This is a genomic window from Pseudophaeobacter leonis (assembly GCF_002087335.1).
In the GTDB taxonomy this organism is placed as follows: Bacteria; Pseudomonadota; Alphaproteobacteria; order Rhodobacterales; family Rhodobacteraceae; genus Pseudophaeobacter; species Pseudophaeobacter leonis.
Map to the genome: position 1 here is coordinate 14,303 of NZ_MWVJ01000105.1, position 26,925 is coordinate 41,227.

Annotated in this window: 23 protein-coding genes and 4 pseudogenes; 12 read left to right on the forward strand and 15 right to left on the reverse strand. The window is 56.3% G+C overall.

The window, feature by feature from the left end:
* Positions 1–108: 108 nt before the first annotated feature.
* Positions 109–1,485: a choice-of-anchor F family protein gene (locus B4968_RS19540; protein WP_161492617.1), complete on the forward strand. Its 1,377-nt coding sequence runs from the start codon at positions 109–111 to the stop codon at positions 1,483–1,485.
* Between the two features lie 53 nt (positions 1,486–1,538).
* Positions 1,539–2,348: an autotransporter outer membrane beta-barrel domain-containing protein gene (locus B4968_RS19545; protein WP_161492618.1), complete on the forward strand. Its 810-nt coding sequence runs from the start codon at positions 1,539–1,541 to the stop codon at positions 2,346–2,348.
* Positions 2,349–2,579: 231 nt separating this feature from the next.
* Here the strand turns inward: B4968_RS19545 and B4968_RS19550 are convergent, their stop codons facing one another.
* The 4 genes from B4968_RS19550 to B4968_RS19565 form a co-directional block, all read right to left on the reverse strand.
* A complete protein-coding gene (locus B4968_RS19550; protein WP_161492619.1) occupies positions 2,580–3,053 on the reverse strand; it encodes an acyl-CoA thioesterase in 474 nt (157 codons plus the stop codon).
* Between the two features lie 91 nt (positions 3,054–3,144).
* Entirely contained in the window at positions 3,145–4,317 is a 1,173-nt protein-coding gene (locus tag B4968_RS19555; RefSeq protein WP_083100986.1) for an iron-containing alcohol dehydrogenase, read from the reverse strand.
* Between the two features lie 36 nt (positions 4,318–4,353).
* Positions 4,354–4,824 carry a MaoC family dehydratase gene (locus B4968_RS19560; RefSeq protein ID WP_083100987.1) on the reverse strand — a complete coding sequence of 157 codons (471 nt, stop codon included), beginning with the start codon at positions 4,822–4,824 and terminating at the stop codon, positions 4,354–4,356.
* Between the two features lie 156 nt (positions 4,825–4,980).
* The gene (locus B4968_RS19565; protein WP_083100988.1) at positions 4,981–5,979 is read right to left on the reverse strand and encodes an NADPH:quinone oxidoreductase family protein; all 999 of its coding nucleotides are present in this window, start codon (positions 5,977–5,979) and stop codon (positions 4,981–4,983) included.
* Between the two features lie 302 nt (positions 5,980–6,281).
* On the opposite strand from B4968_RS19565, the gene B4968_RS19570 reads away from it, so the two are divergent.
* The 9 genes and pseudogenes from B4968_RS19570 (at position 6,282) to B4968_RS19605 (ending at position 14,955) form a co-directional block, all read left to right on the forward strand.
* Positions 6,282–7,208: an SDR family NAD(P)-dependent oxidoreductase gene (locus tag B4968_RS19570; protein WP_083100989.1), complete on the forward strand. Its 927-nt coding sequence runs from the start codon at positions 6,282–6,284 to the stop codon at positions 7,206–7,208.
* Positions 7,209–7,232: 24 nt separating this feature from the next.
* Positions 7,233–8,430: pseudogene (locus B4968_RS19575) on the forward strand (acetyl-CoA C-acyltransferase).
* A 328-nt stretch (positions 8,431–8,758) separates the two neighbouring features.
* Complete coding sequence (locus B4968_RS19580) at positions 8,759–9,556, forward strand: IclR family transcriptional regulator (RefSeq protein ID WP_083100990.1); 798 nt, start codon at positions 8,759–8,761, stop codon at positions 9,554–9,556.
* Positions 9,557–9,929: 373 nt separating this feature from the next.
* Positions 9,930–11,174 carry a branched-chain amino acid ABC transporter substrate-binding protein gene (locus B4968_RS19585; protein ID WP_083101068.1) on the forward strand — a complete coding sequence of 415 codons (1,245 nt, stop codon included), beginning with the start codon at positions 9,930–9,932 and terminating at the stop codon, positions 11,172–11,174.
* Positions 11,175–11,250: 76 nt separating this feature from the next.
* Positions 11,251–12,078 (forward strand): branched-chain amino acid ABC transporter permease, encoded by an 828-nt coding sequence (locus tag B4968_RS19590; RefSeq protein ID WP_241525862.1) that lies wholly within the window; start codon positions 11,251–11,253, stop codon positions 12,076–12,078.
* 237 nt (positions 12,079–12,315) lie between these two features.
* On the forward strand, positions 12,316–13,020 hold the full coding sequence (locus B4968_RS24820; protein WP_241525863.1) for a branched-chain amino acid ABC transporter permease: 705 nt from the start codon (positions 12,316–12,318) through the stop codon (positions 13,018–13,020).
* Positions 13,017–13,499: a hypothetical protein gene (locus tag B4968_RS24825; protein WP_241525864.1), complete on the forward strand. Its 483-nt coding sequence runs from the start codon at positions 13,017–13,019 to the stop codon at positions 13,497–13,499. The genes B4968_RS24820 and B4968_RS24825 overlap by 4 nt, the downstream gene beginning before the upstream one ends.
* The gene (locus B4968_RS19600; protein WP_083100991.1) at positions 13,496–14,257 is read left to right on the forward strand and encodes an ABC transporter ATP-binding protein; all 762 of its coding nucleotides are present in this window, start codon (positions 13,496–13,498) and stop codon (positions 14,255–14,257) included. Before B4968_RS24825 ends, B4968_RS19600 begins: the two co-directional genes overlap by 4 nt.
* A gap of 14 nt (positions 14,258–14,271) precedes the next feature.
* Positions 14,272–14,955, forward strand: coding sequence for an ATP-binding cassette domain-containing protein (locus B4968_RS19605; protein ID WP_083101069.1), 684 nt, complete (start codon positions 14,272–14,274; stop codon positions 14,953–14,955).
* Positions 14,956–15,162: 207 nt separating this feature from the next.
* On the opposite strand, the pseudogene B4968_RS19610 reads toward B4968_RS19605, so the two are convergent.
* The 11 genes and pseudogenes from B4968_RS19610 to B4968_RS19655 all read right to left on the reverse strand — a co-directional run bounded on the left by B4968_RS19610 (position 15,163) and on the right by B4968_RS19655 (position 25,945).
* Positions 15,163–15,934: pseudogene (locus tag B4968_RS19610) on the reverse strand (SDR family oxidoreductase).
* A gap of 1 nt (position 15,935) precedes the next feature.
* Positions 15,936–16,427: pseudogene (locus tag B4968_RS25935) on the reverse strand (SDR family NAD(P)-dependent oxidoreductase).
* Positions 16,378–16,704 carry an SDR family NAD(P)-dependent oxidoreductase gene (locus tag B4968_RS25385; protein WP_277620966.1) on the reverse strand — a complete coding sequence of 109 codons (327 nt, stop codon included), beginning with the start codon at positions 16,702–16,704 and terminating at the stop codon, positions 16,378–16,380. Before B4968_RS25385 ends, B4968_RS25935 begins: the two are co-directional and overlap by 50 nt.
* A pseudogene (locus B4968_RS19620) lies at positions 16,701–17,976 on the reverse strand (acyl-CoA dehydrogenase family protein). Before B4968_RS19620 ends, B4968_RS25385 begins: the two are co-directional and overlap by 4 nt.
* Before the next feature lie 65 nt (positions 17,977–18,041).
* Positions 18,042–18,821, reverse strand: a complete 780-nt coding sequence (locus B4968_RS19625; protein ID WP_083100992.1) for an enoyl-CoA hydratase-related protein — start codon at positions 18,819–18,821, stop codon at positions 18,042–18,044.
* Positions 18,818–19,975: a 3-hydroxyacyl-CoA dehydrogenase gene (locus B4968_RS19630; protein WP_241525866.1), complete on the reverse strand. Its 1,158-nt coding sequence runs from the start codon at positions 19,973–19,975 to the stop codon at positions 18,818–18,820. Before B4968_RS19630 ends, B4968_RS19625 begins: the two co-directional genes overlap by 4 nt.
* A gap of 138 nt (positions 19,976–20,113) precedes the next feature.
* On the reverse strand, positions 20,114–21,814 hold the full coding sequence (locus B4968_RS19635; RefSeq protein ID WP_083100993.1) for a class I adenylate-forming enzyme family protein: 1,701 nt from the start codon (positions 21,812–21,814) through the stop codon (positions 20,114–20,116).
* Between the two features lie 409 nt (positions 21,815–22,223).
* Positions 22,224–22,589, reverse strand: coding sequence for a hypothetical protein (locus tag B4968_RS19640; protein WP_083100994.1), 366 nt, complete (start codon positions 22,587–22,589; stop codon positions 22,224–22,226).
* Complete coding sequence (locus B4968_RS19645) at positions 22,586–23,446, reverse strand: DODA-type extradiol aromatic ring-opening family dioxygenase (RefSeq protein ID WP_083100995.1); 861 nt, start codon at positions 23,444–23,446, stop codon at positions 22,586–22,588. The genes B4968_RS19640 and B4968_RS19645 overlap by 4 nt, the downstream gene beginning before the upstream one ends.
* Positions 23,447–23,532: 86 nt before the next feature.
* Entirely contained in the window at positions 23,533–25,044 is a 1,512-nt protein-coding gene (locus B4968_RS19650; protein WP_083100996.1) for an amidohydrolase family protein, read from the reverse strand.
* A gap of 28 nt (positions 25,045–25,072) precedes the next feature.
* Positions 25,073–25,945 (reverse strand): IclR family transcriptional regulator domain-containing protein, encoded by an 873-nt coding sequence (locus tag B4968_RS19655; RefSeq protein WP_083100997.1) that lies wholly within the window; start codon positions 25,943–25,945, stop codon positions 25,073–25,075.
* Between the two features lie 163 nt (positions 25,946–26,108).
* Between B4968_RS19655 and B4968_RS19660 the strand changes: the two genes are divergently transcribed.
* On the forward strand, positions 26,109–26,918 hold the full coding sequence (locus tag B4968_RS19660) for a citryl-CoA lyase (RefSeq protein WP_083100998.1): 810 nt from the start codon (positions 26,109–26,111) through the stop codon (positions 26,916–26,918).
* The last annotated feature ends 7 nt before the right edge of the window (positions 26,919–26,925 follow it).

A 26,925-nucleotide genomic window follows, 5' to 3' on the forward strand; every position in this document is an offset into this window, starting at 1 on the left:
ATCAAAATATGAATGCATTGTTCGTTCTAACTGAGCTCTTCAAAACCATCCGTTTTGACAAAAGAAAACAAGGGACTGCTTGAAATGAACTCACATTGCAAAAAATGGATGCTAGGCACAGTTACACCTGCGGCTCTTTTGGTTCTCACGGCCAGCCTGGCTTCGGCTGATTTGTTGGCCGACGACGTTTTGATCGGGACGAGCGGAGACGGGCTGGTCTTCTCTGACCCGGCCGAAGGAGTTTTGGAGCCCGGAGGCAAGGCGGTTACGTTTACCCGCACCCGCGTTCCGGACGGCTCTGGCGGATTTATCTACGTAGATCCTTTTGAAGAGATCATTACTGACTTTACTGCCCTCTCATCGCGAGGAGATGTTACGAACTGCTTTATGGCCAGCAAGCCGGATGTGTATTGCGATTCAGAGGGCGGCTCAGGAAAGCGGGTCAAGACGCAGCTTACGGGGCGAGGGGCGTTTGATATGCGTCTGCGCACCGTTTCGAGCGCAACGCATCCATCGGTTGACTACTTCACCTTTGGGAAGACCTCGAACCTTACAGGTGCCAGGATTACAAGCCTGTCCCTGCAACTACTTGACGTAGACGGCAATCTGATGGGAGCCCTGGATCCCGCCGATGCAGTCCTGTTCAATCAGAGTGCCACCGGTATCGGGCTGGGGGCCCGACTGCCCGATGGCCTTTTTGGAGCTGGCGGTCAGGAAGGCGAGATCGGATTTTTCTCCAGCGGCCGGGCTCCGCTGGCTCTGACGTCCAATGTTGACACACTTGAGTTTGGCGCCTTGAGCAATGCCGAATATGTCGCAAACTTCGGGACTGCTTTTCTCGACGACACCATGACGCCTGACGGTCTTTTCTGGGACGACAACGCGGATCCAACTGACGAGGCCTCTCTTGTTGCCTGGAACAACCATGCAAACGGCGGCTGGACCTACGGAACACTGGATACTGCGGCAAACCTCAATGCGCGCCTGACCGAATTGGCGACAACCTTGGGCGTTGATGTCGCTGATCTGGGCTATGTTGACGGTGGCCTGGTGCCGGACGAGATCGTGGCCGCTGCAAATGCAAACGGTTTGTTCGCCGTTGATGCTGTCGAGGATCTCAGAAACGCGAACCTGAACTTTACCATGACTGTAGGAGATGTCGACGGTGGCGAATTCACCGTGCGCTTGGTGCCTAGTTTTGCTCCGATCGTAAGCAGCGCGGGATCGCTGTATGAATTCAAACTCGCGGGCTACCTGGATGCGGCAGCAAATGTGCCATATTACGATCTCGGCAATGCGGCTGGGTATCAGACGGCGATCTCTGATCTGATGGCCATGAGCGCGGCTGACCGGAGTGTCGCACTGACCAGCACTGGCTATAGCTTTGCCCCCGCATTCTCAAACCTCGGCTTTGAAATGTCTCGGGACAGGTTGAAACCGTATTCAACCTCCCGTCTCAATCAGAAGGCGGCAGCGAAAGCGTGAGTAGAAATCAGGGTGTTGATCGCTGGAAGATGGGAGATGGCTGGACTGGTCTCATGTCGCTTAGCGTCAGTCAGGCCAGCTATGACGCGACCGCAGGTTCTGTTGGCTATGATGTTGACGTTTCTTCCCTCTCTATCGGTGTTGAGAAGAGCGTGAATCCAGACGCATCATGGGGCGTGATGCTCGGTGTTATGGACGGCAGTGCTGACGTGCCAAACGGTCTCGGTGATATCGATGCATCCGGTGTATCGCTGACAGCATTTGGTCGACTTCGCTTTGGTGACGGGGGCTTGGTCAAGGCCGCGTTTGGCTATCAGGACACGTCCTACGACTCGACCAGAAATGTTCTTGGCCAGCGCGCAATTGGCAGCACTGACGGCTCTCAGGTCTTCGGTGCTCTGCAGGCGGAATACATGCAGAACCTGGGCGCGATGCGTTGGGGCCCCACCGCATCTGTCGAATATTATGATGTGTCGGTCGATGGTTTCACCGAAACCGGAGCGGGCATCTGGAATTTGGACGTAGATGGTTTGTCCGGTGACCTTTTCCTTGGGTCAGTTGGGGTGCGCGGAGAGTATCAACTTGCGAGCCAAGGCGGCGGAACAACTCTTACAGGTGGGGTGGAATACACCTTTGCCTCGGGCAGTGACTTGGCCATTCAAAGCGGGTTTACCGGCCTGCCCGGTGCAGTCTTGCCTGTTCAGGGTGTGGACGACGAATGGGTCGATATTAAGCTCGGGTTTGAAACTCAGCTGGCCGCCGGTGGCAACGGGGAATCTGTTCTTTACGGCGGTTATGCCGGCTCGCTTGGCAGCAACTACGAAAGCCATCGTTTACAGGTAGGGTTAAACTACCTCTTCTAAGGTTTCTGTCTGTTTACGGAGACTTGGCCTGGCACTCACAAGAGCGTCAGGCCTTTTCGTTTGATAAACTGAGCTCATATCAAGGCCCGTTACTAGGCTCTGGTCTCATAGCCAGAATATGACGGTTACCGAAGTCCTGAGCCTGGGAAACCAGGGGCTATGCCCATCTTTGATCCTCCGTTTTCCAATTATGGCGCCGGTCCATTTCAGTGGGAGGGCATCACATCAGCATCAGGTTTTCGGGGGGAGCTCACAGCAATCGCTCTCAGGATTTAGGTCGCGTTCCAAGATGTTCGCTTTCAACGCCACAGGGATTGCAGATTTGGCATTGTCATTATCAAGAAAGACCAGCACGGCGGCCCCGGTCGCACATAACCCATTGCTCCAGACAGCATATTCCATCACGCAGCTGCTCGTGCCTACGCGGGTCGTGCGCCCCGTCACTATGATGTCTTGTGAGAGATTGATCACCTTGAGATAGTCGACCTCGTTGCGACGCAGCACCATGGGGGTGCCATCGCGCGTCGCGTATTCCGGCCAACCGTAGTCACGTAAATATTGCATACGCAACGCCTCGAACCACCTGAGATACACCACGTTGGAGACATGCCCCTGCGCGTCCAGCTCTCCAAAGGTCGTGCGATATCTGACGCCATAGGTCCAGGGCTTGGGGATGCCTTCACCGCGCAACTCGTCAACGGTCAATGGAACGTGAAACTTTAACGTCTGCTCATTAGGAGATTTCAGTTCAGACATATGCAGCCTTGTGTTGAGGGTGGGTTTCGCGCGCGCCGCATCACAATGAAACTTCGTAAATTTGGCGCGCGTCTTGCAGCGTTACCTCACGGGGGTTGTTCACCAGAAGGCGTGTCTGGTTCATGGCATTTGAGGCAAGGCGGTCCAGATCGCTTTCGGAAATTCCGACCTGACGCAGGCCTTTTTCGAGGCCAAGATCCACGTTGAGTTGAATAAGCTGTTCGATGAAATCATCGCAGATCTCCTCGGGCGATCTATTGGTGGCAATGTCGGGGAAAACAAGCGGCGCTAGCTCGGCATAGGCTGTCGCGCACGCGGGGGCATTGAAGCGCATCACTTGGGCGAGGACCAGGGCGTTGGAAAGCCCGTGGGGCACATGAAAAAGGCTGCCGATGGGATAGGCGAGGGCATGCACCGCCGCGACAGGAGAATTTGCAAAGGCTTGCCCTGCCAGCATCGACCCAAGCAGCATGTTCTCACGCGCCGTAATGTTTGACCCATCGCGGACTGCGGTGCGAATGTTCGCACCAAGCAGATCAAGCGCCTGCAATGCAAGGGCCTTTGAGATCGGGTTATTGTTGGGGCTTTTGGAGGTATAGGCCTCGATCGCGTGCACCATGGCATCAACGCCGGTTGCGGCCGTGATATGCGGTGGCAGTCCAAGTGTCAGCTCTGCATCGAGCAGGGCAATGTCCGGCAGGATAATCGGCGAGACGATGCCCTTTTTCTCTTCTGTCCCTGTTGTGAGGATCGAAACCGCAGTGACCTCTGAGCCGGTGCCAGCCGTGGTTGGAACCAGGACCAGTGGAAGGCGGGTGCCTGTCGCCTGATTGACGCCATATGCTGCCTCGATGGGCTGGTCGGAGGCCGCAAGCAGCGCGATGACCTTGGCCACATCCATCGAGCTGCCGCCGCCAAAACCGACGACACAAGCCACGTTGTTTGCTTTGGCTATCTCAACAGCCGCAAGCACGGTTGTTGCCTTTGGGTCCGGCTCAACGGCATCAAAAACGGTCACGTTAAACCCGCGGTCCCGAAGGCTGTTTAAGGCAGGCGCGCAAAGGCCAAGCTTCACAATTCCCGGGTCTGTCACAAACAGGGCGTCACGACTCTCCTGCGCAAAGGGCAGATTTTCGAGCACCTCCCCCAGCCGGGCAGCACCGCCAAAGCTCTGGCGGATGGATGGCGTCGTGTTAAATGTAAAATCTGTCATTTCTTGTCCCTTAGATTTGTAAGCCCTCTATGCTGGTCACTTTTTGAAAATGGCAAGGCCAAGCCATTCTGCAACAAGCGCTGGCGTTTCCTGACCTTCTATTTCGACCGTAAGAATGTTGGTGCGCAACAGTTCGGTTTCGCTGCGGGCCCTGACGTCCTGCAAGGTAAAGCGGCCACGCAGGCGTGAGCCGGCGCGAACCGGCATCAAAAAGCGCAGCTTGTTCATGCCATAATTGATGCCCATTTCTTGCCCCGGCAGCATGGCAAAGCAATCATAGGCAAACCGACTGGCAAGCGACAATGTCAGAAACCCATGGGCGATGGTGCCGCCAAAGGGCGTTTCTTTAGCCGCGCGTTCTGGATCAATGTGAATCCATTGATCATCCCGCGTTGTCTTGGCGAAATCATTGATCATAGCCTGGTCGACAGTGATCCAATTTGAGACGCCGACCTCTGTTCCAATAAGGGCTTCGCTTTGTTGCAGAGCGTCTTGTAGCGGGGACATTGTTCCGTTCCTTCCAGGTGATGCAGCAACGTGCAGGATCTGCGCGTTCTTTACTGGGTCCTTAATGCACTCGGTCTTTAAGGGACGTGGCGGGCGCGAGTGCCGCGCATGGCTGGGCATTCGGTTTGCGCCACAGGGGCAGTCGCGTTTGCCTGCCTAGTCCATTGTCACCACTACTTTGCCCAAAACCTTGCGATCCTGCAGCAGTTGCAAGGCCTCCCCGGCTTGCGCCAGCGGATAGGTTGCGGAGATCCTCGGTTTGATTTTGCCCTCGCCATAAAGACCAAAGAGGTCCCCCATGTTTTCAATATGGTTCTGCGGTTCCTGCACGGTATGAGCCCCCCAGAAGACACCGACAATTTGACTGCCCTTCAGCAGTGTCAGATTGAGTGGAATGCTGGGAATGCCTGCGGGAAACCCAACCACAAGATATCGACCTTTCCAGGCCAGCGCCCGCAGGGCAGGTTCGGCGTAATCACCACCAACCGCATCATAGACAACATCAACGCCGCCGCGGCCAGACAGGGCCTTGATCTGGTTGGAGAACTCTTTTTGTGCCGCACGATCTGCCATCTCACGCGAGTATATCAGCGTTTCATCTGCCCCCAGATCGCGGCAGAACTGCGCCTTTTCTTCTGATGAAACAGCCGCGATAACCCGCGCCCCGGCGGCTTTGCCAAGCTCGATGGCTGCAACACCCACGCCGCCAGCGGCGCCAAGAATAAGCAATGTTTCCCTGGGCTTGATTGCGGCGCGGTCTTTCAGCGCGTGATGCGAGGTGCCGTAGGTCAGAATAAAACACGCGGCTTCATCATAGGGCATGCTGTCCGGAATTTGCACCACTCGGCTGGCATCGGCGACGACTTCTGTTGCAAAGCCACCAAAGCCCACAAGGGCGATCACCCGATCACCGGTCTTTAGGTGTGTGACACCGGCGCCGACCGCGTCAATTTCACCGGCGATTTCACCTCCGGGAGCAAAGGGGCGAGGGGGTTTCACCTGATACAGATCGCGAATGATTAGTGTGTCGGGGAAATTGACACCCGCAGCATGGACCCGGATGCGGACCTGATTTTTGCCGGGCTCTGGTGAGGGCATCTCTTGCAGGGTCAAGGTCTCTGGTCCGCCGACCTCTTGGCTTAGCATGGCTTTCATCGTGATAATTCCTCGTCCCTTTTTTCGTAAAACTGGGACGTGGCGTCGCCTGATGTCAATCGCAATTCGTCAATTCATTCTGCATAGCGGAACGTAAGTCCGCATTTTGGTCGCGATTGTGGGGTGCGTTTGTGGGGGAGGGGGCGCTTGCCGCCGGGATTGCAGCGCTGTTTGCTGGGGCTTTCGGGAGGACTGATGAATTTGATATGGGATTTAAAATGAAACGTGCGCTGGTCTGGGCCAAATGGCTGGCTAGACTGTAGCGATCAAGCACAGAAGGTTGCAGCCAACAGGGGATTTTAATGGATAACATTCGATTTGACGGACGCGTCGCGATTGTGACGGGCGCAGGGACCGGCCTTGGGCGCAGTCATGCGCTTGGGCTGGCGGCGCGCGGTGCCAGGGTTGTCGTGAACGATCTGGGGGTGTCGCAGGACGGCACCGGCGCTACGTCTGAGGCATCAGAGGCCGTTGTGGCCGAGATCAGGGCGATGGGCGGCTGGGCCATGGCGCATGGCTGTGATGTTTCCGACGAAGCAGGCGTCAACGACATGGTGGCGCAGGCAATGGATCTGTGGGGGCGCATCGATATCTGCGTCAACAACGCGGGCATCCTGATGGACAAAACATTTGCCAAAATGGAGATGTCGGCCTTTCGCAAGGTGGTGGATGTGCATTTGATTGGCTCAGCCAACGTTGCACATGCCTGCTGGCCCATCATGCGCGCCCAGCAATATGGGCGGGTGGTCTTCACCTCTTCTGCCTCTGGTCTCTATGGCAATTTTGGTCAGTCCAATTATGGGGCGGCTAAGGCGGCGATGATGGGGCTGATGAATGTGCTGCATCTGGAAGGCGCGCGCGACAACATTCGCGTCAATACGCTGGCGCCGACTGCGGCCACCCGTATGACAGAAAACCTGTTGCCCCCGGAAGCCGCCGCATTGCTCGCCCCTGAAACCATCACGCCGGGATTGCTGTATCTCGTGTCAGAGGATGCCCCCAGTCATGTTATCCTGGGCGCAGGTGCCGGAAGCTATACCCAGACCCGGATCTACGAGACCCCGGGGATTACGCTTTTGGACGAGGCCAACACGCCGGAAACCGTTGCGGCACAATTTGCACAGATCACCGATCCAGAAAACCAGACAGAGATGGCTGACGCCTTCAGCCAAACCAAAAAATACGCCCTCAATGCAGCCCAGGCCCGCGGCCTTAAGCTGGATTGGTAACTTACACAAAAAAGGGATATTCACATGCGTGACGCAGTTATCGTATCTACCGCCCGCACGCCGATTGGCAAAGCCTATCGGGGCGCCTTCAACAACACCACGCCACAGCAGTTGGCGGGCCATGCCATTGAGCACGCCGTTGCGCGGGCGGGCGTTGATCCCGCCCTGGTGCAGGATGTGATCCTGGGTGCTGCGCTGCAACAGGGGCACGCTGGCGGCAATATCGCGCGACAGGCAGCGATGCGCGCCGGTTTGCCCGTCAGTGCTGCGGGCATGTCGCTGGATCGTCAGTGTGCCTCTGGTATGATGGCGATTGCGACCGCCGCCAAACAGGTTGTGATGGATGGTATGGACATCGTGGTCGGCGGCGGTGTCGACAGTATCTCGATGGTGCAGACAAAAGAGCTGCGGATGAAGGCCGACCCCTGGCTGATGCAGCATAAGCCTGACATCTATATGTCGATGCTTGAAACGGCAGAAACCGTTGCCGCGCGCTATGGCGTGAGCCGTGAAGAGCAGGATGCTTATTCAGCCCGCTCGCAGGCGCGCACCCATCAGGCGCAGGAAGCAGGGCGTTTCGATGCGGAAATTGTGCCGCTGACCTCAACCATGATGGTGCAGGACCGCGAAACCAAAGAGATTTCAGAACGCGAAGTCAGGCTTGAAAAAGACGAAGGCAACCGCCCCGGCACATCAGCCGAAAGCCTTGCTGGCCTCAACCCGGTGTTCAAGGACGGCATGACCCTGAAAGAGGGTAAATTCATCACCGCTGGCAACGCATCCCAGCTAAGCGACGGCGCCTCGGCCTGCGTGATCATGGAGGCGAAAGCTGCGGAAAAAGCAGGGCTTGAACCGCTGGGTCGCTATGTCGGCGTGATGGCTGCGGGATGCGAGCCTGACGAAATGGGCATTGGTCCGATCTATGCCGTGCCGCCCCTGTTGCAGGCGCATGGGCTTAAGATGGATGATATCGGCCTTTGGGAGCTGAACGAGGCCTTTGCGGTACAGGTGCTTTATTGCCGCGGCAAACTGGGCATTCCTGACGAGTTGCTGAACGTCGATGCGGGGCGCGATTTCCATTGGCCACCCCTATGGCATGTCTGGCGCGCGGATGGTGGGACATGCGTTGATCGAAGGCAAACGCCGCGGTGCCAGATACGTTGTGTGTACCATGTGTGTTGGCGGTGGCATGGGGGCTGCCGGTCTGTTTGAAGTCTTGTAGCTATATGTACAGGGGGGCAACACGCGCCGCTTTCGGGTCTACTGCCAACCAGGCTGGCAACCAGGCTGGCAACGAGCCACGAGTGTGAGGTGAAATCCTGCGAACGCCAGTGTCTTTTGGCTGTCGCCCCTTTCGGCTACTATCTTGTGTTCGGAGTCTTCCCTATGGCAGGGAGCATTAAGGCGTCTTGAAGCGTGGGTTGGAAAGAGTTCTGTCCAATCCCGTGCGGACGCTGAAAAGGATGGGGTTTTGTGCTGGTCTGTTTGTGCTGGTCTTGCAGAACAGGGCCGTGATGCGTTGACGCAGGGATAGTCGGGTGGTGGTTGGAATGGCAAACGACGATACGGACAAAGACAGAAACTTTGTCACCGCATTGGCGCGCGGCTTAGAGCTTTTGAGCTGTTTTCGCGACGGTGAAGTCAGCCTGACAAATGCTGAGTTCTCTGAGCGGACCAACCTGCCCAAGGCGACGATTTCCAGATTAACCTACACGCTTTGCGAATTGGGCTACCTCGTTGCCGATCCTGCTGCCGGGACCTACCGGCTGGGGGCTGGTGCCTTGAACCTGGGGTTCAGCGTTCTGTCGGGGATCGATATTCAAGACCTGGCACAACAAGAGATGCTGCGGCTTCGCGATGGGCCAAACTCGTATATTTCCGTCGCTTTGGGCGAAGTGCATCAGCTTGAAGTCGTCTATATCGCATACGTCAGATCACGTGAACGCGTGGCACTGGTCGCCAGCGTCGGCATCCGTCTGCCGCTCTTCACCTCGGCAATCGGGCGCGCCATTCTGATCGGCCAGGACGGCGACGCCCGCGAAGCCGTGTTTGAGTTGGCTGGCCGCAAAAGCCCGGAGTTCGAAGCCGAAGCTCGCCTGCAATATGCCGAGGCCAAATCGTTTTATGAGGTCAAAGGCTTTTGCACGAGTTATGGCCAATGGCGCAAAGACGTGAATGGTATCGCTGTTCCGGTGTTCTCGATGAATGGCAGCCGGGTTTATGGCCTGAATGTTGGCGGTCCCTCGTTTCTTGTGAAGCCCAAAGGGCTTGAAGCTGTCTATGCGTCACGTCTGATTCAGGCGGCGAAACAGATCAGCATTCAATCCCCCAACCGGAAGTTGCGGTAACCGGTTCCGCAGTGCGGAATCATGTGGCGCGGGATGGCGAAGAATCGGGTGATTCTACCAAAACCCCCTTTCGAAAATACGGAGCGTAACTTTGTGCGGCGGGGCATTGACTTTCGGGTTGCGGACCTTTTTTCCTCTGACAGTTAATTTCAAAAAACAACATGAAAACAATAGGTAAAATGGATCGTGCAGGTGATTTTTTCGCGCAGTCCAGGTAAATGAACGTGCTTACGGAAATCGCCAAAATGATTTGCGAGACGAAACGTCGAGTCCAGAGACTTGACTTAAACCGACACTGTGCAAGTCTTTCTTCACTATTGATGCGGGCTTCACAGGGTGGATGAGGCACGAGATCGTTTTTTGGGAGGAAAACATGAAGAAAATGGTTAAGCTTGGCGTTGTTTCAACGCTTTCTTTGGTGATCGGTGCATCTGCTGCCTTTGCCGAAAATATCAAAATTGCCTTTATCGATCCTTTGTCCGGCCCCTTCGCGAGCACAGGTACAAACGGGTTGCACCAGTTTGAATTTGCGGCCGACCATATGGTCAACGAAAAGGGTGGTGTCCTTGGCGGCACAAATTTCGAAATCGTTGCGTTTGACAACAAGATCAGCCCGAAAGAGTCATTGATCCAATTGCAGGTCGCGATTGATCAGGGCATTCGCTACATCGCCCAGGGTAACTCTTCTGGCGTTGCCAACGCGCTGACCGAAGCAATTGCAAAGCATAACCGCCGCAACCCGGATAGCCGGGTTCTTTTTCTGAACTATGCGGCCGTTGATCCGGCTTTGACCAATGACAAATGCAACTTTTGGCATTTCCGTTTTGACGCCAATGCAGACATCAAAATGGATGCGCTCACGGATGTGATGTCTGCTGATGAAAGCTTGAAAAAAGTTTATATTATCGGCCAGGACTATTCCTTTGGTAAAGCGGTTGCGGCTGCAGCTGTCTCCAATCTGACCGACAAACGGCCTGATGTTGAGATCGTTGGCAATGAGCTGCATCCGATCGGTAAGGTGAAAGATTTCACCCCCTATTCGCGCAAAATCGTTGCATCCGAAGCAGATGCTGTCATCACGGGCAACTGGGGCGCGGATATGCTGGGTCTGGGTAAGTCGCTGATCGAAAATGGCTATGATGGCCCCATCTTCACCTATTACGCAGCCGGTTCAGGTATCACAGCTGCCTTTGGCGATACCGCAAAGGGGCGTATTCGCTTGATTTCTCAGGGTGCCATCAACCCGATTGGGTCGGATACAGCACGCGAAACCTACAATGCGTTCAAGGTGAAGTACCCGGAGGGCAACATCGACCAGAGCCGTATCTTTAACGTGATCGGCATGTTGTCGACCGCCATCGAAGCCGCAGGCACAGCCGATGATGTTGTGGCGGTTGCGAGCCAGCTGGAGGGCATGGAATACGATTCCATGTGGGGCACGAAACTGTTCATGCGGCCACAAGATCACCAGATCATCCAAAATCTGAACGTCGGCGTTCACACGAATGACGACGTTGAGTTCGATTACGACAATTCCGGCTATGGCATTGTGACAGAATCGACGGTTGAAATGGCGTCCATGGACAGCCCGACAACCTGTAAAATGAAGCGCCCATAAGGGCAGCTTCATCGCCGCTCTGCAATTGCAGGGCGGCTCCTTCATCTCAGATCAATACCAACCCTTTGGGGGACCGATGGAACTCATCCTCGTCAACTTAATCGACGGGCTTGTCACCGGATTGCTTTTGTTCATGCTTTCGGCTGGCCTAACGCTCATTTTCTCAATGATGGGCGTTCTTAATTTTGCCCATGCGAGTTTCTATATGTTGGGCGCGTATTTTGCCTATCAAATCAGTATTGCGCTTGGATTTTGGGTGGGTTTGCTTGTTGCCCCGCTCATTGTCGGCGTTCTTGGCGCAGGCGTTGAAAGATACGGGCTGCGGCGTGTTCACCAATATGGGCATGTGCCAGAACTGATTTTCACATTCGGTCTGGCGCTTTTGATCGAGGAATTGGTGCAATTCGTCTGGGGCAAAAACCAGATGCCTTACAACATTCCCGAAGTTCTGAATTTCACCGCCTTTTCCATCGCTGGAAACTCGATCCCGGCGTACAAGATTTTTATGATTTTCACCTCCGTCGCGATCTTCATTGGCTTGCTGTATATTCTGACGAAGACGCGTATTGGAATGATCATTCAGGCGGCTCTGAGCTATCCGCGCACGGTCGAGTCTCTGGGCCACAACGTGCCATTGATCTTTATGGGCGTGTTTGGCGTGGGCACCGCATTGGCGGGCGTGGGTGGCGGGATCGCAGGGCCGGTGTTGGGAACCTTTCCCGGTATGGCATTTGTTCTTGGCTCCATCGTTTTTTTGACCATTGTGATTGGCGGGCTGGGCTCCCTTTGGGGCGCACTTGTGGCCTCTTTGCTGATCGGCTGGATTACCACCTTTGCCAAGTCCTACAATCTCGCCATGTCCGACATTCTAATGCGATTGGCATATCGACCCCCGAAAATCTGAGCGAGCACGCTCTGCGTGATCTGTGGACCGTTACCAGCCCGCAGATTGCAGATATTTTGCCCTACGTCTTGATGGTCTTGATCCTGATCTTCCGACCTGCAGGCCTCTTCGGAAAGCGTGAATCATGACCCAAGACCTGACAACAGACCCAAGCAAGCCCGCGCAGCGGATGCGCGCAGGCTCCATGACGCTTACCTTTGGGCCCTGGCTTCTGGCGGCTGTCTCGCGCTGATGATCATGCCCTATATATTCACGTCCAACTCCGCGCTGACCATTATGAACCAGATGTGGATCACCGTGATATTTGCGCTTGCCTACAATATGTTGCTCGGGCAGGGTGGCATGCTGTCTTTTGGCCATGCGGTCTATGCCGGCGTCGGTGGCTTTGCCTGCATGCATATCATGAATGCGACTGACTTTTTCGCGAGCTTCCCGCTGCCTGTGCTGCCTGTCTTTGGGGGGCTTTTTGGCGCCGGGCTTGCGATGATCGTCGGGTCCTTCTCGACCCGGAGCGCCGGAACCGTATTTGCAATGATCTCTTTGGGAGTGGGCGAGCTGATCGCTGCCAGTTCAGTGATTATTGTTGCGTTTTATGGCGGCGAAGAGGGTATCTCGGGTGACCGGACATATGCGATGCCGCTTTTTGGTAACGAGTTTTTGCAGCAGATCAATGTCTACTACCTGACATCCTTTTGGGTGCTGCTGTCGGCCGCATTGATGTACCTTTGGTCGCGCACCCCGGTCGGGCGCATGGCGAACGCTGTGCGAGACAATCCGGAACGCGCCGAGTTCCTGGGCTATTCGGCCCGTTGGGTGCGCTTTTACAGCTTTGTGGCGTCAGGCTTCTTTGCCGGTATTGCGGGGGGGCTTTTCGCGATCAACTATGAAATCCTGACCGAGGAAAACCTGAATACAACGCGTCAGGTGTCATCCTTCTGGTGACGTTTTTGGGCGGGGTTGGCTTCTTTTTCGGGCCGATCATCGGGGCGATTGTCTTTACGCTGGTCCAGACGGTTCTCAGCCTTCAGACCGAGCTGTGGGCGTTTTACGCAGGGTCGCTCTTCCTTGCGACTGTGATGTACTTTCCAGGCGGTCTGGCCGGGTTGATGATGATGCATGTGCCGGTATTTAAGCTAGGGAAGGCCAGGTTATTGGTCATGCCCTACATCAAAACATTAATCCCCGCAGCGATCGGAATATTGGGTTTTTGCGCGCTGGTTGAAATGACGTTTCACTTTCGTCATGCCGCACGGGGAGACAATGAAATGACGTTGTTCTGGACAACCTTTGACAGCCATACCCTGCTGCCATGGCTCATCGCCATCGCGGTTACGGGCGTTGGTATTGGTATCGCCAAGCGGACTGCACCTGCGTTGAAAGACGCCTGGGGCGAAGCGAACTCGGCAGGAGATGTATCATGAGCGTACCTGCGCTAGAGCTTACGGGTCTGAAGAAGAGTTTTGGACAGGCCGAGATCATTCGCGGCATTGATCTGTCGATTGGCAAATCGGAACGTCATGCGATCATTGGACCAAACGGGGCGGGGAAATCCACGCTGTTTAATTTGATCACAGCGCGCTTTGCGCCAACAGCGGGCACCGTCAAACTGCACGGCCAGGATCTGCTTGGATTGCAACCTTTCCAGATCAATCGCATGGGCCTGTCGCGCTCGTTTCAGATCACAAATATCTTTCCGGCGATGACAGTGTTCGAAAATGTTCGTTGCGCGCTGCTATGGGCGCAGGGGTACAAATATTCCTTCTGGAATCTGGTCAATAGCTCGCGCCAGCTGACCGAGGGGGCGGATGCTATTCTTGAACAGATCAACCTGTTGGAGCGCCGCAACCTTCCTGCCGGCACGCTAAGCTATGCTGAACAACGGGCGCTTGAAATCGGCATAACGATCGCTGGCGGTGCCGAGGTCATCATGTTGGATGAACCAACCGCCGGCATGAGCCATTCGGAAACCGACTATATCACAGATCTGATCATGAAGGTGACCGAGGGAAAAACGCTGATCATGGTTGAGCATGATATGGGCGTTGTGTTCGGCCTTGCTGATCGCATTTCGGTGCTTGTCTACGGAGAAATCATTGCAACAGGAAAACCAGCAGACGTGCGGGCCGATCCGAAAGTTCAGGAAGCCTATCTTGGTGCAGCTCTGGAGGCAGAACATTGATCGAAGTCACTGACATGCACGCCTATTATGGCAAATCACATATCCTTCAGGGTGTTACACTGAAGGAGCAAGAAGGCGAGATTGTTGCGCTGCTGGGCCGCAATGGCGTTGGGCGCTCGACCACCTGCAAGGCAATCATGGGCGAGGTAGAGCCGAAAGGCTCGGTCAAATTCAAAGGGCAGGAGATCGCCGGGCGCAAGGCTTTTGAAATTGCCAATATGGGCATTGGCTATGTTCCGGAAAACAGGGATATCTTTCCCGGCCTGACCACCCGGCAGAACCTGACCTTGGGGTTGAAGCCAGGTCAAAAGGACGGTGCTGGCCGCTGGTCTATGCAGATGATGTTCGACATGTTTTCCAACCTGAACGAGCGGGCGGATGTTGAGGCTTCGGTTCTGTCAGGCGGCGAGCAGCAAATGCTGACAATGTGCCGCACGCTGATGGGGGACCCTGATTTTGTGATGATTGATGAGCCGACCGAAGGTCTTTCGCCGCAGATGGTGCAAAAGGTCGCGGATGTTCTGAAAGGGATTGCAGACCGGGGTATTTCCACCTTGTTGGTCGAGCAAAAGCTCTCGATTGCCATGGACATCGCGCACCGGGTTTATGTCATGGGGCATGGTCAGGTTGTGTTTGAGGGCACGCCTGCAGAACTGAAAGAGCGCGAGGATGTGCGCAAGGAGTGGCTGGAGGTATAGCGCCTGCTATCTGCAAGGTCGGGCTGCTCTATCCGACCGTGCGATCCATGAATTTCGATGAGAATTCAAATGGATCGCCCGAGCGGCCGGTGGTGCCACCTAGGCACAAGAGCGCTGCGGACGCGATTTCTCATCGCAGCTGGTGATGGAACTCGCGCGCGAAAAAACCGATCTTGTTGCGCTCAAGATCGGTTCAATAAGACCCGTTCAAAGCTCGTGATCTCCAAAACGGCGGTTCAGTTTGCGCATGCCACCAATCCACCGGTCATAATCGGCGGTCTTGTTTGCCATGTAGTCGCGCACCTCTTCATGGGGCAGGATCAGGAAGGTTTCATTGCGGATGGCGTCTACGCAGATTTGCGCCACCGGTTCGGGCTCCATCATGCCATTGATCGCCGCCACGTGATCAATGGCCGCGGGTCATTTCTGTGCGCACCGCTTGCGGGCACAAGACAGAAACTTTGATGCCGTCATCGCCATGACTGATTGCGATCCACTCCGCCAGCCCGACGGCGGAATGTTTGGTGACCCCATAGGAGGCTGAGCCAATTTGGTTCAGCAACCCTGCCGCCGAAGATGTGTTCAACAGGTATCCGCCGCCACGGGTGGCCATAAGGGGCGCAAGTTTGCGCGCCGCCCAAACATGGGCCATCACATTGATATCCCAAGAGCGTTGCCAGTCGCCGTTCGGGGTTTCCATGCCGCCACCCACAGCGATGCCTGCGTTGGAAAAGAACAGATCAATCGGGCCGATGTCTTGCTCGACCGCGTCTACCATCGCGCTGATCTGCGCTTCATCTGACACATCGACGCGAAAGGCATGGCCGCCGATGTCTTTGGCCGTTTGCGCAGCCCCCTCGCCATTGATGTCTACACAGACAACATGGCGGGCGCCTTCGGCGGCAAAAGCCCGGCACAGAGCCCGGCCAATGCCGCTTGCGGCGCCTGTGACGACGCAGATTTTGTCTTTCAGCTCCATATCAAGACCCCATGCTGGATCCGCCACAGACGGTAAGCGCCTGTCCGGTCATGTATTTGCTTGCGTCTGATGCGAGAAAGACGGCGATACCGGCAAAGTCTTCGGGTTCACCTAAACGGCGCAGCGGGATTTCACTTTGGTATTTTTCGGCCACTTCGGGATTGTCCCATAGCTCCCGCGCGAATTCGGTTTTCACAAGGCCCGGACAAATCGCATTAAAACGGATGCCCTTTGGCCCGAACTCGGCCGCGAGGTTGCGTACCAATCCGATCAACGCAAGCTTTTAGACGCCATAGGTGCCAAGCATGACCGAGGGCTTAAAGGCGCCGATTGACGAGGTGAACGCCATCGAGCCTGCCCCTTTTGCAATCATGTCAGGCGCCACCATTTGGGCAAGCCAGAGATTGGACAGGACATTGGCGTCCATTGTTTTGCGATAGGCCTCATCGTCGATTTTTGAGGTTTTCCCGTAGTAGGGATTGACCCCCGGCATTGCCGATCACAATGTCGATTGGCCCTGCGAGCGCATGGGTCTTGTCCACGAGCGCCTGCAGCTGATCCTTGTCACCGACATTGCAGGACACTGCATATGCGGTGCCTTTGCCGCGGGCATTGATGCCCGCCGCTGCTGTGTCCAGCGCCTCTTGCTTGCGTGCAGAGATCACCACCGTGGCACCGTGATCGGCGAGGGCTGTTGCCATCGCCAATCCCATACCTTTGGACGCGCCTGTAAGCAGTGCGACCTTTCCCGTCAGATCAAACAGGCTCATCCCATGAACCCTCCTGAACCGCGGGCTTGGGTGTCGCCCTTGATGGCGTCCTGACGGGAATTGCTGTCTTGGTAGGTCTTTACCTCGTGACGGGCGATGACGTGGTGGTGCACCTCGTCTGGCCCATCCGCATAGCGCAACGTGCGCTGTTGCGCGTACATGCCGGACAGCGGCGACCACTGGCTGATGCCCGTTGCCCCATGCACCTGCATCGCCTGATCGATGATGTCACAGACCTGCTCTGGCACCTTGGCTTTGATCATGGACACCCAGATGCGGGCTTCTTTGTTGCCAAGGACATCCATCGCCTTGGCCGCTTTCAAAACCAGAAGACGCATCGATTTCAATTTCGATCTTGGCACGGGAAATCGTCTCCATGTTTTTGCCCAGGTCGATGATCTTCTTTTTGAACGCGACCCGGTTCAGGCCGCGGTCAATCATCAGATCAAGCGCGCGTTCCGCCTGTCCAATCGAGCGCATGCAGTGATGAATGCGGCCGGGTCCAAGGCGCACCTGCGAGATTTCAAAGCCGCGGCCTTCTCCCCACAGAATGTTTTCTTCCGGCACGCGCACGTCCGTGAACCTGCTGTGCATATGGCCGTGTGGCGCATCGTCATGGCCAAAGACATGCATGGGGCCAAGGATTTCGACGCCCGGATGATCCATCGGCACCAGGATCTGGGATTGCTGCCGGAAGGCTTCGGCATCGGGCGAGGTTTTGACCATAACGATCATGATCTTGCAGCGCGGATCACCCGCGCCGGAAATGTAGTATTTCTCGCCGTTGATAACCCATTCGCCGTTCTCCAGAACCGCCGAGGTCGAGATGTTGCGGGCGTCCGAGGATGCCATATCGGGTTCGGTCATGGCAAAAGCCGAGCGAATTTCCCCCGCCAGCAGCGGCTTGAGCCATTGCTCTTTTTGCTGCGCGGTGCCGATGCGCTCCAGCACTTCCATATTGCCCGTATCCGGTGCCGAGCAGTTTAGTGTTTCAGAGGCCAGTGGGTTTTTGCCAAGCTCTGCCGCGATATAGGCGTAATCGAGGTTGGACAGGCCTTCGCCGGTTTCAGCATTGGGCAGAAAGAAGTTCCAAAGACCGGCGTCACGGGCCTTTTGTTTGGCGGCTTCCATCAATTCCAATTGCCCCGGCGCATAGGACCAGCGATCTTTGCGTCCTTCGCCAAGGCGGTGATATTCTTCGGTCATCGGATCCACGTTCTCGCGGATGTGTTTGATCACGGCGTCCAAAAGCGGCTTGGCCTTCTCGGACATTTCCAGATTGTTCAGACTGGTTGGAGCGGAGGTGTCGGACATTTGCATGTCTCCTTTTGGCAGAATTACTCGTTCACCCACTTGGGCGCACGAGTCTCGACGAAAGCATTGACGCCTTCTTTTAAATCTTCGGTTTTGGCCAGATCGGCGATGACCTCGCGGGAATAGGCGATGCTGCCGGCCATGCCGTCCCGCAGGGCCATGTCGTTCAGCACCCGTTTGGTGGCTTTGACCGCCGAGGGGGACACCGTGCAAAGCTGCTCGGCCTTTTCCATCGCTTTTTCCATCAGCTGAGCATGCGGATGTATTTCGTTGATACAGCCCAAAGCCAGCGCCTCAGTGGCAGTGATGGTGCGACCGGTGAACATCACTGCCTGCGCCGCCAGCCGGCCAATGTAGCGCGACAGGCGCTGAACGCCCGATGCGGCGGCAAAGAAGCCGACCTTGACCTCGGGCAGGGCAAATTTGGCGTTTTCCGAGGCCAGGATAATGTCACAGGACAGCGCCGTTTCAAATCCGCCGCCCATCGCAAACCCATTGACGGCAGCGATAATGGGCTTTTCCAGATCAAAGCGGGACGACAGCCCGGCAAAACCGGTTTCGGTCATTTTGGCCTTGCTGCCACCTGTTGCCGTGGCCTTTAGATCGTTGCCTGCCGTGAAGGCCTTGTCTCCGGCGCCCGTCAGCACAGCAACCCAAAGGTCTGGATCGGCGGCAAATTTATCCCAGCAGTCAGCCATTTCGTTGTGCATATCGACATGCACGGCATTGTAGACTTCGGGTCGGTTCATGGTGACCACAAGGATATGCCCCTTGGTTTCGGTTTTGATGAAATCATAGCTCATACGATCAAACCTCCGGTGTCGATCTGGGTGAAGGCGCCACCCTCAGCCGCCAGTTTGCGCAGTGTCTGCGCAGGCGCAAAGGCGTCATCCTCGGTGCCAAGCTTTTCCATCCGGGCCAGAACCGCTTTGGCTCCAACCATGTCGCCGTAAAACATCGGTCCCCCCTTGTCGGCCGGCCAGCCATAGCCGTTTAGCCACACCACATCGATATCAGAGGGGCGCTGCGCCTTGTTCTCCTCCATGATTTTCACGGCTTCGTTGATCATGGGGTAAATGCAGGTTTCAACGATCTCGTCGGGGCCCATCGTTGCGGGCTTTGCACCGGTGATGTCGCGGATGATCCCGGCGGTGATCTCCGAGGGTACTGGGCGGCGTGCCTCGTCATAGTCGTAAAACCCTGCCTTGGTCTTTTGGCCGCGCCGGTCCAGCTCACACAATGCATCGCGGATTGGGTTGTCGGTTTTGGCGCCCTTTGACCAGCCGATATCCAGCCCCGCAAGATCGCTCATCTGGAACGGGCCCATCTTAAAGCCAAACGCGTTCAGTGCGGCATCAACATCCCAGGGCATCACCCCCTGATAGACCAGTTTGTTGGCTTGAATTTGACGCGCAAACAGGATGCGGTTGCCGACAAAACCTGGGCACACACCAACAAGCGTTGCGATTTTGTTGATATCTTTCGCCAGCGCCATGCAGGTCGCAACCACATCATCCGCTGTATGTTTGGCGCGCACGATTTCCAGCAGTTTCATCACGTTCGCAGGCGAGAAGAAATGCAGCCCGATCACGTCTTGGGGCCGCTGCGTCATCGAGGCAATTTCGTTGATATCCAGTGCCGAGGTGTTCGTGGCCAGAATGGCTCCCGGTTTCATAACGCGATCCAGTTCGGTGAAGATCTGGCGCTTTAGGTCCATGTTTTCGAACACAGCCTCAATCACAAGGTCACACTCCGCAAGATCAGCAAGCGCGAGGCGGCCATCAAACCGTGCCATGCGGGCCTCGACTTCGTCCTGTGGGAAACGACCCTTGTCTGACGAGCGCTGGTAGTTGCCACGCACAACGTTCAGGCCGCGATCCAGCGCCTCTTGTGTGGTCTCGACAATGCGCACCGAAATGCCTGCGGTGGCAAAATTCATCGCAATGCCACCGCCCATGGTGCCGGCACCAATGATGCCAACGGTCTTGATCGGGCGTTTTTGGAGTGGTCTCGTCCAATCCGGGCACTTGCCAGGCAGCGGTGCCAGCCTCGGCGATATAGCTGCCGATTTCTGTTTCGGTTGGGGTATTCATTTTTAGGCCTCTTTATTGTTCAGACAGGCTGTACGGATCGCACGGCGGTCTATTTTGTCGGTTGCACCGCGCAGCAATATGTCGTGCTGGGTCCACAGGTGGGTGGGCATTTTGTATGTCGCGAGATGCCCATCAAGAAAGGCGACCATGTCTTCCAGGCTAAGCTGGGCCCCGGCTTTGAGCTGCACAGCCGCGCCCACCGCTTCTCCCAGCCGCTCGTCAGGCACAGAAAATGCCGCTGCTTCCAGAACGTCGGGATGGTGGTGTAGGGCGCCTTCAACATCCAGGCAGGCGATGTTTTCGCCGCCACGGATAATGATGTTCTTCTTACGGTCCAGGATGGTCACAAAGCCATCCGCGTCGAGCACACCCAGATCGCCAGTGCGCAGCCAGCCATCTTGCAGAACCTCATCCGTTGCCTCTGGTTTATTCAGATAACACCGCATGTTTGCGGCACTTTTGACAGTGATCTCGCCCAATGCGCCCAGGGGGACGTCATTGCCTGCGTCATCCAGCATGCGGAGCTCTTGCAGGGGGGGATGCAGTTTGCCGGCACTATCGGGGCGGGCCTTGTAGTCGTCGCCGATCATGCCAATGCCCAGGGCGTTGGTTTCCGTCATGCCCCAGCCCGTTGCGACCCCGGCATTGGGAAAGGCTTCGGCCAGTTTTGCGACCTGTGCGCCGGGCCGTTTGGCGCCGCCGGCCCCAAGATAATCTATCGACGGAAGCGTCTCGCCCATCTTGAGAGCAGCAGTCATCAGTTCGGCGGATTGCGTCGGAACCCCCAAAAAACGCGTGATATTATTGTCCCGTATCAGGCGGACTGCCTCTTCCGGATCCCACTTGTACATCAGTGTGATCTTGGCCCCGGCCGGCAGGCTGAGCAAAAATAGCGGGTGGGTTGCCGTCACATGAAAAAGCGGTGTCACCACAAGCGCTGACGGGCGCAACGGCTCTGGGGCCTCGGGTTCCGGCGGGGTGATCAGCGGCGCGGTCACCGATTGCATCAACCAGCTGAACACTGCGTTGAGCGCGCCTCGATGGGTTTGCACCACGCCTTTTGGCTGGCCCGTCGTCCCCGACGAATACATGATGGCAAAATCATCATCGGTGTCGATATCAACCACCGGGGCGGTCTCGGCACGCGCATTGCGTTTGAGAGCGCTGAGGTCATGTGCGGTTTGCCCCTCTGCGTCGCGCACACCAATCAGGGTCAGATCCCGTGTGTCGCAAAGTGGCAGCAACCGTTCCATGCGCAGCCCGTCTGCAAAAATCACATGGGCTTCGCTGTCTTGTAAAGCATAGTCCAGCTCTTCGCTTGTCCACCACGCGTTTACAAAAACCACGACCCCTCCGATCGAGGAAATCGCCAGAACGAGCATCAAGAGTTCGGGATAATTCCGCATGGCAATGGCGACCCGGTCACCTTGACCCAACCCCAGCTCATCCCGCATTGCATGCGCCAACTGGTTCACCGATTTGGTGAATTCGGCGTAGGTATAGCTTTCGCTCTCATAGGCCAGATACTCAAGCGCGCCATCGCCGTGCTGTGCCCAACCGGCCGCCAGTAGCCCGGGAACCGAGCCAGGGATGGCCTTGAATGCCTTTACGGTCACACCACGCACATCGACGTCATGCACTGCAAACGTTGGGATGGTGGTCATCACATGCTGTACGGCTTCTTCAGGTGTCATCGCTGTCATTGCAGCTCTGGAAATAGATACATGTTCCCCTCCCAAGGAAAATGCCGACTGCGCCTTCTCAGAGTGTAGCCGACGTTCTCGTTGCCAGACTAGGGAGTCGATTGCTATCTTCCAATACCGCAGAACGGAACGTCATTCCGCATATTTCGCGGATGCGGGGCCAAAGTCACAGTGGTTGAGCCGCGAATCTTGCTGGGGTCGGCCAGCTCACAATGCCCTCCTGGCAAAATGTTGACTCGACGTTGGGGCGGCCGCTCGGTGTAGGCCTGCCTGACAATAGACCTCGCCTTAGACGGTTTGTCCCAACAGGTGGAAGGTCATGGGGCCGCATGTGTTGGGATTCCTCATGGCCCAATCCTCTGAGCCCGAGAAGATGCGTAAGACTAATTATTGTCTTCCATCAGTTGGCTCATGTCGCGACAGATGGGTAGTCCTTGCCAACCCAGTGCTGCAATTTGGCTGCAAACTCCTTTTGGAACGCCAGGGGGCCGCTTTTCTCCATGTAAGGCTCATCATAGATGCCGATGAAAAGTGTCAGGTTCAGGAAGAAATGCGCGCCCATCTCAAAAAGCGCGACGTAGTCGTGATTGATCAGCGCGTTGCGCTCTTGTGGAGTGAAGCCGTTTACGGTCGACATTTCTGCATCGCTCAGGCGTGGCCCGATGGATTGTTCCCATATGGCGACGAAAGTGTGCGGATCTTCAGTGTAGCGCTTGAGGTATTCGGGGTCGCGATCCACTGTGAACAGGAATTTATTGACGTAATACTTGCTCATGCTGCGGTCTCCTTTGGATACCAGGTAAAGTAGGCTTCCATGGTGTGAAACAAATCAAGGTTGTCTACGTAATCCGCGCCTTCGGGGCCGGCCACACCCAACATCAGGATGAAGTTGAGGAAGCCGTGGGTGGCGTTGCCGCTTTTGGCCATGCTTTCATGATCGACATTGGCAAGGATCGCATCGATATCACCGTTGCGCAGCCACTCGATCGCCTGACGGTCAAACTCAGGGTCCGGCCCGGTTTCCATGAATTGACGCGGCCCGCCCAATTCTAACGACAGGTGGCCTGTGCCGATGGCTGCAACACGCTTGTCCGACGGGTAGGCGTCAATCGCTTTGCGGATTGCGCGGCCCAGATTGTAGAACCGCTTTGGCGAGGGCAGGGGCGGCGCAAATATGTTTGTATAGATTGGCACGACGGGCAAATCATTGTCCGGGCGCACGGTGATGATGGGGCAGATGATCGAATGGTCGATCTTCAACTCGTTGGAAAAGGCAAAATCAAAGTCCTGGTCCATCAGGTTCTGGTGCATAAAGCCAGACATGTCTTCGTCGCCTTCCAGCACGTATTTCGGAATGCCGAATTCTCGTTCTTCATTGTAGAATGTCGCGTCATAGCGCGGCGCCTTGCCGATCAGGAACTGGGGGCAGTTGTCCAAAAATATCTGGTGAAAGTGATCGGAGCCGATCATCACCAGAATATCCGGTTTGGTGCGCGCCAGTGTTTCACGATAGGCTTCAATCTTGCGTTTCCACTCTGCCGCCTGCGGCATTTGCTGTTCCGGCGGCATCGTCGTCGCTTTGAGGTAAAACGGGTGGTGGGTCGAGGCCAAGGTAGCAACTAGCTGAGCCAAATTCTCACTCCTTCATCAATGGGCTGCCCCAGGCGGGGCCTGTTCATAAGGCGCCCCCGCAGCACGCGGCCGGGGGCAGTTGTGCTTCAGGCGAAAAGGTCGCGCTCAACACCCGCGGCTTCAAACAGATAGTCCCGGCTTGTTTCCAGCTCCCCCCGCAGGCGTTCGATGTCAAAGCCCAGCATCTGGCCTTGCCATTTCTTCACCTGGCCGGCGACCATGACTGTATCGACATTGCTGCGCTCCATCAGGGTCACAACGGCACCGGGGACATTGTTCAGCGGCGCCACGTTGAGGGCTTCGGCGTCCAGCAGAAGGATGTCCGCCTCTTTGCCCGGCGTCAGAGACCCGATCTTGTGATCCAGTTTCAGACCTTCAGCACCGCCCATCGTGGCGTGGCGGATGGCCTGCATGCAGTGCATGAGGTCGGGATAGTCCTGACCCGACAGCGCCTTTTCGTTGGCGAACATGCGTTGCAGCGTGATCAAACTGCGCATCTGGGTGAAGAAATCCGCCGTCATGGTGCATTCGACGTCTGTCGACAAAGAGGTAGACAGACCCATGTCGATGGCTTTTTGGATGGGGGGCGTGCCGTGACGCATGTGCATCTCGATGGGGACCGAAAGCGAGATATGCGCCCCGGCGTCCTGGGCGTATTTCCAGCCATCCTCAGACATGCCTGTCATGTGGATGAAAATATTGTCGTCGCCGAACATGCCTGCAGCGCCCAGTTCGTCAAAGGTTGGCTGCATACCAAAGGTGCCAACCACGTGCAGCGCAATTGGCAAGTCCAGTTCGCGACCGACCTTCCATGCGGCTTCATAGCCGGGCAGATAAATTTCGCCGCCCATGACCATGGTGGTCAGCTGGTCATCAGACGAGAAATACTGCTGTTTGATGCGCGCGGCATCTGCCGGGTATTTAGCGCGCTCGCCCCAGCCTTCGAAGTAGCCAAATACGCCACGACGGCCCGCATCACGAAGACCTTCAATGGCGGCGTCTGAATGTTTCGGGGAGTGGTGGATCTGGCTGACGTCCATTACAGTTGTCACACCGGCATCCAGCTGGGCGATACCGCCGAACAGCTCGTTAATATAGACGTCCTCGGGGCGGTAGTGCATCGAGAAGCCCTGCAAGATGGTCTCATAGTAGTTGGAGGCAGTTGCCGGGCGGCCATCATTCACCAGAATGCCGTTGGACAGTTGGCTGCGCAGGGCGGTTTCAAACTGGTGGTGATGTGTGTCGACAAATCCGGGCATGACGATCTTGCCTTTGGCATCAATCACCGCCGCGTCGGGCGCGTCAATGTTGGCGCCGACGGCGACGATGGTCTTGCCATCAATCAGCACGTCGCCAGTGGCAAAGTTGCCGACCGCATCGTCCATCGACATAACTGAGCCGCCTTTGATCAGCACGCGCCGACCGGGTGCGCCGACACCGTCAGGCAGTGTGGCGGCGGCCGCTTGTTGCGCCTGCGCTGTGCCTGCAATTGAAATGCCGGCTGTGCCAGCAACACCGGCCGCAGCACTTGCCTTAAGAAAGTCGCGCCGCGTGGGGCAGGGCAACTGGGGTTTGTTCGGATCGCACAGTCTACACATCTTGGTTTCCCCTCCTGAAGTACCTTTTCTATTGCCCGATAACTGACGCCAGCGCGGGATAGCGCGTGAGGGTCTGAGCAATGCTGGATGCAACGGTTCGCAGTTGCGAAAGCCGTTCGTTGATCAAATAGTCGGCATCAATCATGCCGCTGTAGCCTGATGTATTCAGGGCTGCGATTGTCCGGCCATCCACAGCGCGGATTGGGACAGCCAGGGCGGTGATGCCATAATCAAGCTGATCTACGGTTGTTGAATAATGCGCTGCGCGGACCGCCTCTATTTCTGCACGCAATGCCACGGGATCGGTGATTGTCTTTGAAGTGAGCGGCTCAATCACGAGATCGTCAAAATAGGCGTCAAGTTCGGCGGCTGGAAGACCGGCAAGCAAGACGCGGGCAAGCGAGGTAGCATAGGCCGGATAGCGGGCCCCAACAACCGCAGCTGCACGGCGCGCACGTTGCACAGAGCTATGGGCAATGTAGATCACATCCTTGCCATCAAGGGTGCCAACAGATGAGGCGTCACCAAATTTTGCCACCAAATCGCGCAGGAACGGCTGCAGCACCTCATCGATTCGGGCCGAGTAGTAGAACGCAGACCCCAGGGTCATGATTTTGGGGCGCAGGTGAAAGCTTTTGTTGTTCTGCCCGACATAGCCCAGTGTCTTGAGCGTTATCAGGCTGCGTCGGGCCGCCGCCGGGCTGAGCCCAACCTTGCGCGCGACTTCGCTCAGGGTCATTTCGGGACTGGAGACATCAAAACTTTCGATAATTGCGAGACCTTTGGCCAGCGCCTCGACAAATTCGGCTGGTTTTTCAAGCGCGCTTTTGCTGTTCTTTACCGTCGCTTTAGACGCTGCTTCGCCGTGATCTTTGCAGCGTTCTTTTTCGGGCTCATGCATGCTGCACCCTGTTCAAATTCCGTGTCATCTGCGGCTCCCTTTTCCATCTCCACTGATCTGCCGTGACAATGGCAAAAAACACCGAGCTTGACGAAACCATAATTCGCTGCAATTCTTTCGGCAAGAGAAATTATTTTCGGTATGCGAAAAAAGAGGAAGCGAAATGCGAATAGGCAAGCAAAATCAGGCTTTAACGGCAATCGCGACATCGGACGCCGACACGATCACGGTGCGGGGCTATGACCTGTGCAGTGATTTGATTGGTCAGATTGATTTCAGTGACTACTTCTGGCTGCTGGTGATTGGTCAGAAACCAACACCTGCCCAACGCAAGATGCTTGATGCGTGTCTTGTCGCAATTGCGGAACACGGGTTGGTGCCCAGCGTTCAGGCCGCGCGCATGACATTGGCGGCAGGCCCCGAGGCATGGCAGGGCGCGATGGCCGCAGGTCTGCTGGGCATGGGCTCTGTTGTGGCGGGCAGCACCGAGGTGTCCGGGCAATATCTTGCGCAGGGGATGGCAAAGGCAAAGAGCGAAGGTTGCGACCTTGAGACCGCAGTCATTGCAAGCCTGAACGAGCTGAAGGCGGCGCGCAAGAAAATCCCGGGTCTGGGCCATCCACAACACAGCGAGGGTGACCCGCGGGCAATCAAATTGCTGGATCTTGCAGACGAGCAGGGGGTGTCGGGGCGCTATGTGGAAACACTCCGCATGCTGGCCAAACACGCGCCGGGGATTATCAACAGACCGCTGCCAATCAACGTGTCCGGTGCAATACCGGCAGTGATCCTTGATGCAGGCTGGCCGTTGGAGGCCCTGAAGGCCGTCCCGCTTCTGGCGCGCACAGCCGGTCTTGCGGCGCATCTGTACGAAGAATCACTGCGCTCCATCGGGTTCATCATGTCGCATCAGGCCGATGTGGCGATTTCATACGATGGCGCGGCATCGAAACCCTCCAGTTCAAACTCCTGAGGCGGGC